Source organism: Nocardia spumae, from assembly GCF_020733635.1.
Taxonomy (GTDB): Bacteria; Actinomycetota; Actinomycetes; order Mycobacteriales; family Mycobacteriaceae; genus Nocardia; species Nocardia spumae.
Genome location: NZ_JAJFZL010000001.1, coordinates 5,496,934 through 5,505,484, shown reverse-complemented (window position 1 = coordinate 5,505,484; position 8,551 = coordinate 5,496,934). Strand labels below are relative to the sequence as shown.

The 8,551-nt window shown below is 69.2% G+C and carries 3 protein-coding genes; all 3 read left to right on the top strand.

The annotated features are described in order from the left end of the window. Window positions 1–62: 62 nt before the first annotated feature. The 3 genes from LKD76_RS24620 to LKD76_RS24610 all read left to right on the top strand — a co-directional run bounded on the left by LKD76_RS24620 (window position 63) and on the right by LKD76_RS24610 (window position 8,550). The gene (locus tag LKD76_RS24620; RefSeq protein ID WP_227983797.1) at window positions 63–692 is read left to right on the top strand and encodes a GNAT family N-acetyltransferase; all 630 of its coding nucleotides are present in this window, start codon (window positions 63–65) and stop codon (window positions 690–692) included. Between the two features lie 113 nt (window positions 693–805). After that, window positions 806–7,153, top strand: a complete 6,348-nt coding sequence (locus tag LKD76_RS24615; RefSeq protein WP_227983796.1) for a type I polyketide synthase — start codon at window positions 806–808, stop codon at window positions 7,151–7,153. After that, window positions 7,150–8,550: an aminotransferase class I/II-fold pyridoxal phosphate-dependent enzyme gene (locus LKD76_RS24610; protein WP_227983795.1), complete on the top strand. Its 1,401-nt coding sequence runs from the start codon at window positions 7,150–7,152 to the stop codon at window positions 8,548–8,550. Before LKD76_RS24615 ends, LKD76_RS24610 begins: the two co-directional genes overlap by 4 nt. Window position 8,551 lies beyond the last annotated feature (1 nt).

Here is an 8,551-nt window from a genome sequence, read left to right as displayed (position 1 = left end):
GCAATATTGGACAGCCTGCCGAATCGGTGGCAGGGGCACGAGAGAGCGTTAGGGTACGAGCGTTGAATCAGTCGGCCACACCGGTTGTCCGCCGGGCTACCGAGCACGATATCGAGGAAATGGCCCTGGTCGTCGCGCGGGCGTTCGACGTCGACGACCCGATCGAGGAATACATCTTCCCGGATCCCGCGGAGCGCCATCGGCGGGCCCCGGAGATGGTGCGCCTCATGATCAAGTACCGGTTCCTGCCCGCCGACGGTGCGGCAGTGGCCACCGTCGACGACCGGATCGTCGCCGCGCTGCTGTGGTATCCGCCCGGCTATCGGACGTCGCTGTGGCGGGAGATGATTTCTGGTCCGCTGCTGCTGAAGGCCATGGGCAGCGCGACGCGTCGCGGCATGGACGTCGACGCCGCCATCGCCCGGGTATCCCCGCCGCAGCCGCACAGCATGCTGGTCTATCTCGCCTGTGAGCCGGAATGGCAGACCTCGGGGGTGGGGATGACCCTCGCGTCCTGGGCGGTCGCGGACGCCGACGAACACGGCGCCACGGTCGGCGGTATCTGCAAGGACGCCAACCTGCCCTTCTACGAGGCGTTCGGCGGCGAATTCGTCACCAAGACCAGGCTCGGCCGCAAAGGACCCGAGGTGAATTTCGTCCTGCGCCCGGCGGTTACCGCCGACGCCACCTGAGACATTCAGCGCACCCTAATCAGTGCGCACCGCGGGCAGCGGGTGGATTCCGTTGTCGCGCACGGTCCTTCTCCGGAAGGCCACAGTTCGATCAGAGTTTCCGAGGAGTACCAGTGTCTGACATTGCCATCGTCGGTATCGGCTGCCGTTATGCGGGCGGTATCGAATCCCCCGAATCCTTTTGGGAGTTCGTGCTGAACAAGCGGGACGGGGTCGTCGATATCCCCGCCGATCGGTGGGACCACCGCCGTTACTACGACCCGGATCGCCGCGCGCCGGGCCGCGCGTACACCAAGCGAGCCGCGTTCATGACGGGCGACCCCTGGGAATTCGATCCCGACTTCTTCGGCATTTCCCCGCGCGAGGCCGCCACGCTGGATCCGCAGCAGCGCCTCGCGCTCGAGGTGTCGTGGGAGGCGCTGGACGACGCGGGAGTCGGAGGCCGGGTCGGCGGTGCGCCGGTCGGCGTCTACATGGGCGTGTTCACCATGGACCACGGGATCAACCCGGAGGGTGCGGCGGCGCTGGCCCATGTGGACATGCACAGCGCCGCGGGCGCCTCCTACACGATGATCTCCAACCGAATCGCCTACGCGCTCAATATGGTCGGGCCCGCGATCACCGTCGACACGGCGTGCTCCTCGTCGCTGGTGGCCTTTCACCTGGCCTGCCGCGCGATCGTCGACGGCGACTGCGAGATGGCCCTGGCCGGCGGCGTCACGGTGATGACCGCGCCGGAATCCTTCGTCTCCATGTGCAAGGGCGGCTTCCTGTCCGCCGACGGGCGCAGCAAACCGTTCGACGCGGCCGCCGACGGATACGGGCGCGGCGAGGGCGCGGGCGTCGTGGTACTGAAGAAGCTGGCCGATGCCGAACGCGACGGCGACCGCGTCTACGCGGTGGTGAAGGGGACCGGATCGAATCAGGACGGTCGCACCACCGCCATCACCGTGCCGAACGCGGATCTGCAGGAGGCCTTGGCCAAATCGGTCACCGCGCGGGCGGGCATCGCGGCGCACGAAGTGACCTACGTGGAGGCGCACGGCACCGGCACTCCGGTCGGCGACCCCCTGGAACTGCGGGCGATCGGCCGGGCCTACGGCGCGGTCGACGGGCGTACCGAACCGCTGGGGGTCGGGTCGGTGAAGGCGCAGATCGGGCACACCGAGGCCGCGTCGGGCATCGCGAGCGTCATCAAGTCGGCGCTGGCCATCTCGCATCGGACCATCGCCCCGCAGGGGTGGCTGGACACCCCCAATCCGGATATCCCGTTCGCCGAATTCAACCTGGTACTACAGCTCGAAGCGCGTCCCGTACCGCCCGAGGAGCGTATGACGATCGCGGTGAACGGATTCGGATTCGGCGGGACGAACGCTCACGCGATCCTCACCGAACACCGCTCCGCCACCGGCGCCCCGCATACGGCGGCGCATTTCGGAGTGCTGCCGTTGTCGGGCCGGACCGAGACGGCCGTGCGTGAGCTGGCACAGCGGTTCGCCGAGCGGATCGCCGACGGCGCGGACCCCGCACTGCTGGCCGAGGCGGCCTGGACGCGGCGTCAGCACAGTACGGTCCGCGCCGGGATCACCTTCGGCGACGAGGTCGAATTGGTCCGCGGCCTGGTCGACTTCGCGAACGGTGACGGCCGGACGGGCAAGGTGATTCCGCGTGAGGTCGCCGAGCCGGTGTTCGTGTTCACCGGTATGGGACCCCAGCACTGGGCGATGGGCCGCGAATTGCTCAGCGTCGACGGCGCTTTCGCCGCCGAGGCGAAGAAGATCGACACGGTGTTCACCGAGATCGCCGGCTGGTCCATCATCGAGGAACTACTGAAACCCGAGGAGGAGTCCCGGGTCACCACCACCGCGGTGGCGCAGCCCGCCAACTTCCTGGTGCAGGTGGCGCTGTACGCCTTGCTGACCGAGTACGGCATCGAGCCGGCCGCGGTGGTCGGGCACAGTGTCGGCGAGGTCGCCGCCGCCTACGTCACCGGGATGCTGTCGCTGCGCGACGCCCTCACCGTCGCCTACCACCGGGCCCGATTGCAGGCCACCACGGCGGGTTCCGGCGGAATGCTGGCCGTCGGCGTCTCCGAGCAGGCGGCGCGGGAACTGCTGTCCGGTGACGAGCTGGTCGACATCGCCGCGATCAACAGTCCGAGCGGGGTGACCCTCGCGGGCGAGGAGCGGCGGCTCGACGAGATCGCCGAAAAGCTGGCCACCGAGGGCATTTTCGCCCGGCGACTGCAGGTCGAGGTGCCCTACCACAGCTACCTGATGGAGCCGATTCTCGATGAATTGCGTTCCGCCCTGGCCGATCTGAAGCCGGTCGAGCCGGCCGTTCCACTGTTCTCGACCGTGACCGGCGCCGAGGTGACCGGCCCGGATTGGGATGCCGAATACTGGTGCCGCAACGTCCGGCGGCCGGTGCGGTTCGCCGACGCCACCGCCGCACTGATCGGCGCGGGCAGCCGCATCTTCGTCGAGGTCGGCCCGCATCCGGTGCTGGGCGCCAACATTCGCGAGATCCTGATCGGCGCGGGGGAGACCGGCGCCACGATCGCCACCCTCAACCGCAAACAGGACGACAGTGTGAGCGTGCGGCAGTTGATCGCCGGACTCTATACCGCGGGCGTACTCGACATCGCCGCGCTGTTCGCCTCCGCGCACGCCGGGCCCACACCCCATATTCCGCTGCCCCGCTATCCGTGGCAGCGCAGCCGGCTGCGCACGGTGCGGCCCGCGTTCGCGCAGGCCCGCCACGGTACGGACGGCTCCTACGCGATGCTCGGCGACCCCGATCTGGCCGAACCCCAGCACGTGTGGCGGACACAGCTGAGTGTCGCGGCGTTGCCGTGGCTCGACGACCACGTGGTGGGCGGCGCCCGGATCCTGCCCGGCGCCGCGTATCTGGACGCGGCACTCAGCGCCGCCGCGGCGCGCACCGATCAGTGGGGAACCGCGCGGGTGGCGGTGGAGGACGTGCGCTTCCTGGCCCCGCTCGTCATCGCGGACGGTGACGTACCGGTGGTCGAGCTGCGGGTCGAGGAGTCGACCCGGCGGTTCACCATTCGCTCCCGGCCGGCCGACTCGGACCTGTGGACCGTCAACGCCACCGGCCGCCTGGTGGACGGGGTCTACGATCCGCCGGAGCGGGTGACGATGCCCCCCGCCGGCGAATCGCTCCCCGTGGACGCCGAATCGGTGTACACCGCACTGGAGGAGAGCGGACTGCGGTACGGTCCCGCCTTCCGGCGGTTCACCTCGTTGCGGGTATCCGGCAGCACCGTGGTGGGTGTCCTGGACGGGTCGATCGCCGCCGGGTCCGGACACCTCGTGCACCCGGGTGTCGTGGACGCCGCGCTGCAGAGCGTCGCGGCCCTGCGGATGGGTGTCGGCCGCAACGGCAGCGCGATGGTGCCGGTCGCGGTCGACGGGGTGCGGGTGTTCGCGCCGCTGCCCGCCGCGGTGACCGTCGTGACTCGCATGAAGGATCCGGACGCGCTGATCATCGATTACGACCTGCTCGACGCGCACGGGCAGGTGCTCATGCAGATCGTGGGCCTACGGCTGGGCGCGATCGACCCGGGTCGCAGTGCGCTGCAACGGATGACCGACTTCTTCTACGAAACCACCTGGGAACTGCGCGATCCCGTGGACACCACGGCGCTGCCACCGGCCGACGATGTCCACACCCTGGTCGTCACCCTCGGCTCGGAGCCGAGTGCGCGGGCAGCCGCCATCGCCGCGCTGACACCCTCGAACTCCAGCTTCGCCGTGGGCGACCCGTCCCGTGCCGATCTGGAAGCCGCTTTCGCGCAACAGCTTCGCGGCACCGACCCGCATACCGACCGGCTGCAGGTCGTGATCGTCGCCGGCGACGAATACGATGACCTGACCAACCTGTGGACCCTGCGCAGGCTGGCACTGACACTGCACGAATACGACGATGAACGGCACGGCGAGACCGGCGAACGCGCGATGACCGGAGACGGCAGCATCCACGCCACCGTCATCACCGAACGGGCCTTCGCGCATCCGGACGGCGATCAGCTGCCGAACTCGCGGCACACCCCGCTGGCCGGTGCGCGACGGGTCCTGCTCAACGAACAGTCCGTGCTCCGCTGGCGTCTGGTCGATATCGACCCGCGGACCGAACTCGCCGACCTGGCCGCGGAACTCGCCATCCCGGGCGCGTTCACCTACGACCATGCCGACGAGGTGTACCTGCGCGACGGCCTGCGCTGGGTGCCGGTGGTCGGCAGAACCCTCGAGGGCCGCCTCGACGCCCTCGACCAGGCCGCGCCGCTGGAGGATCCGGAAGCCAACTTCGCGCTGGAGATCCCCAAGACCCGGGTGCTCTCACAGCTCGCCTGGCGGCGTTGCGCGCGGCGGGAACCCGGCCCCGGCGAGATCGAGATCCGCACCATCTCGATCGCCCTGAACTTCAAGGACCCGATGAAGGTCATGGGTGTGCTCACCGAGCGGGAATTGGGCGAAACCTACTACGGCCTCGAACCGGGTATGGAGGGCCTCGGTGAAGTGGTGCGGGTCGGACCGGGCGTGGAGAGCTTCGCGGTCGGTGACAGGGTGAACATCTGCACGCGCGGGATGATCCGGCGCTACAACACCGTGGACGCCGCCATGGCGTTCGGTATCCCCGCCGACAGTGATATCGGAATCTGCAGCAACGCGACGGCCTTCTTCAGCGCCGAGCACTCGCTGCTGGAACTGGTCCGGGTGCGCGCGGGCGAGACGGTGCTGGTGCACGGCGCGGCCGGCGGTGTCGGCTCGGCCGCCGTGCAGATCGCGAAACTCCACGGCGCCACCGTCATCGGGACCGCCGGCACGGCCGAGCGCCGCGACTACGTGCTCGCCCAGGGCGCCGACCATGCGCTGAACTCGCGGTCGCTGAACTTCGCGGAGGAGGTGCTGGCGCTCACCGGCGGGCGCGGGGCGGACGTCGTGATCAGCACGACCCCGGGTGATCTGCTGCGCAAGAACTTCGACGCCGTCGCCGAATTCGGACGGATCGTGGAGGTCGGCAAGACCGACAGCTACTCCGGCGGGGTCCTGGACCTTCGGCACTTCGAGAAGAACGTGTCGTATCACTCCATCGACATGGACCGGATGCTGGCGAAGAAGACCGCCGAATCGATGAAGGCGCTGGAGAGCATCACCCACAAGGTGTACGCGGGCGAATACACCGCACTGCCGTACGAGCGCTACGGTACCGCCGAGGTGGGGAAGGCCTTCGAGGAGGTCGCGCGCTCCACCAAGATCGGGCGCGTGGTCCTGGACTTCACCGAGGCGGCACCGCTGGTCCGGCCCGCGCTCGGCGAGGTCACGGTCGTGCCGGAGGCTCGGTACCTCATCACCGGTGGTTTCGGTGGCTTCGGTCTGGCCGTCGGACGCTGGCTGGTTGGCAAGGGCGCGCGCCGGCTGACCCTGGTGGGCCGCGGCGGAGCGAAAACCGAAGCGGCCCGGGCACAGTTGCGGGCCTGGCAGGACATGGGCATCGACGTCGTCGCCGAACGGGTCGACATCGCGGACCAGGAGGCCGTCACCGCGATGATCGCGCGGGCGCATACCGCCGACCATCCGCTGCGCGGGGTGTTCCACGCCGCGGGCGTCCTCGACGACAAACTCGTCAGCGTCTTCGACTACGACAGCCTCGTCAAGGTCGTCACCCCCAAGGTGGCCGGTGCTCGCGCACTGGTCGGCGGCCTCGCGGCGGCCGGCGCCACCCCGGATATGCTCGTGCTGTTCTCCTCCGGCAGTGCGATCTTCGGCGGCCCCGGACAGTACACCTACACCGCGGCGAATCTGACGCTCAATGTGCTGGCCGACGAGATCGTGCGCTCGGGCGGCACCGCGCTGGCCATCGGCTGGGGCCATATGCACGGCGCGGGAATGATCGGCACCGACACCATGACCCGCTATCTGCTCAATACCGGTTTCGACACCATCGAGATGGACGAGGGGCCCGAGTATCTCGAAGCCGCACTGCGACTCGGCCTGCACCACCATGTCGACATCGTTCCGATCGACTGGAACAAGGTCGTCTCGGCCAACGGCCTGTTCGCCGCGACCGGACGGGTCGAGGCGGTCATCGCCGCTTCCGCCCAGGACGATTCGGCATCGGCCCAATTGGCCGCGGCCCTGCGGGAATTGGAGGTGGGCAAGCGCAACGAGGTCGTGGCGCACATGCTCGCCGAGCAGTTGGCGACGGTGATGGGCGTGGCCGCGGAGTCGATCGACCTGACGGTGCCGGTGCCGGAGATCGGTCTCGATTCGCTGATGACCGTGGAATTCTCCGCGTTGGTCACCAAGAATCTGGGCGTCGACCTGACCTCGGTACAGCTCGGCCGTACGTTCACCCTGCAGCAGGCCGGGGCGAAGGTCGCCGCGGCGCTGGTCGGCGAGGACGGGGTGGAATCGGTGGCCGAGGTGGTGGCATGAGCGAGTCGGCTCGGGACCTGGCCCGGAAACTGCTGTCCAGCACCGAGAGTCCGGCCGGCGAGGGCAACGGGGCCCGGGGCCGCGGCGCGGTCGGCACAGGTGCCGCCCCCACTGCCGCGCGCGCTGCCACCGCACCGCGGCCGGATCGCGCCGTGCGCGGCCCCGGTAAACAGTTCGCCGATCATCCCGGGGTGGTCGCGGCCGCGGCGCAGCGCGCGACGATCGCCGCGCTGACCGAGCAGTCCGGCCTGCCCAGTCCGTACTTCCTGCCGCGAAGCAGCCCGAACGACCACGTCATTCGGTCCGCCGCCGGTGAACTGATCAACTTCAGCGCCTACAACTATCTGGGGCTGGCCAGCCATCCCCGGGTGGTGGCGGCCGCCACCGCGGCATTGGACGAGTACGGCGCCTCCGCGTCGGCGAGCCGGATCGTCGGCGGCGAGATCCCGCTCTACCAGGAAATCGAACAGCGTCTGGCCGGGATCTACGATGTCGGTGATGCGATGGTCACCACCAGCGGCTACCTCACCAATGCGGGTGTCATCGGATATCTGCTCGGCGCGGGTGATGTCGCGTTCTGCGACACGCTGATTCACGGCAGCGTGGTCTCGGGCACGCAGTGGGCGGGGTGCCGCCGGATCAACTTCCGGCACAACGATCCGGAATCGCTGCGCGCGGTACTGCGCACGTCACGATCGGGATTCGACCGCGCGCTGGTGGTGCTCGAGGGCCACTACAGCATGGACGGCACCGTCGGTCGCGTCGCCGAACTGGCCGCTGTCGCCAGGGAGTACGACTGCGCGGTCATGGTCGACGAGGCGCATTCGTTCGGTGTGTTCGGCGCGGGCGGTCACGGTATCCGCGAGCACTACGCGATGGCGGGCGCCGATGTCGACATCTGGATGGGCACGCTGTCCAAGGCCCTGGGCAGTTGCGGCGGTTTCCTCGCCGGTGACGCCGATCTGATCGGGGCGATGAAGTCGAGCGCCCCGGGGATCGCGATGCTCACCGGCGCGCCCGCACCGTCGGCGATCGCGGCGGCCCTGGCGGGCCTGGATGTGCTGGCCGATGAGCCGGATCGGCTGACTCGCCTGTGGGACAATACGAGACGTTTCCACGGGGCCCTGCGCGAGCGCGGTATGGACCTCGGTGATTCCCAGCGGACACCGATCTGCCCGGTCATCATCCCGGGCGAGACGCACGCCGGTTTCGTCTCCGCCACCCTGCTCCGGGAGGGCATCTACGCCGGCGCCATCGTGGCCCCGACCGTCCCGGTGGGCAAGGAGCGCCTGCGCTTCTTCCTCACCTCGGAACATACCGAGCGGCAACTGGATTCGACGGTCGAGCTGATCGCCGAGACCGCGGCCACGCTGGACCGGCTCAGCGCGGCGGGCTGAG

Bases quoted from the DNA above. Each gene is read 5' to 3' on its own strand.
- LKD76_RS24610 (WP_227983795.1), top strand. From the start codon at position 7,150: ATGAGCGAGTCGGCTCGGGACCTGGCCCGGAAACTGCTGTCCAGCACC.